The sequence below is a fragment of the Mesorhizobium sp. M4B.F.Ca.ET.089.01.1.1 genome (genome assembly GCF_004022605.1).
GTDB classification, from domain to species: domain Bacteria; phylum Pseudomonadota; class Alphaproteobacteria; order Rhizobiales; family Rhizobiaceae; genus Mesorhizobium; species Mesorhizobium abyssinicae.
In genome coordinates this window covers 1-436 of the sequence record NZ_RZOS01001446.1, presented here as the reverse complement: position 1 = coordinate 436, position 436 = coordinate 1, and the positions used below count along the sequence as shown (strand labels likewise).

The window sequence follows — 436 nt, the reverse complement described above, 5'->3', positions numbered from 1 at the left end:
GGCCTGGATTTCTTCGCAGGTTGCTGGCGTCAGCCGGGTCATGCGCTTGCCTTTGCTCATTCCGGTTCGCCTTTCCGCACTTGGTAGACAGTACCGCGTGAGATGCCGAGATCGCGCGCAATTCGTGTTGGGCCGTGACCTTGTTGCAGGCGGCGCCTGATTTCGGCACGGTCGATCTTTGGCGGCCGTCCTTTGTAAATGCCGCGTATCTTCGCGACGGCAATTCCTTCGGCTTGGCGCTCGCGCCGCAGATTGGTCTCGAACTCAGCGAAAACGCCGAGCATATCGAAGAAGGCCTTGCCGGCGGCAGTCGACGTGTCGACGGGCTGTTCGGTTGCTAATAGATGCGCGCCCTTGGCTTTCAGGCGGTCCACGATCACCTGAAGGTCGCGCAGGGAGCGAGCCAGCCGGTCGATACGGGTGACGACGAGTGTGT

General features: G+C 61.2%; 1 protein-coding gene. It reads right to left on the bottom strand.

The window, feature by feature from the left end:
* Positions 1-56: 56 nt before the first annotated feature.
* Positions 57-436, bottom strand: a 380-nt coding sequence (locus tag EN780_RS37855; protein WP_133373033.1) for a recombinase family protein, incomplete at its 5' end; no start/stop codon positions are given.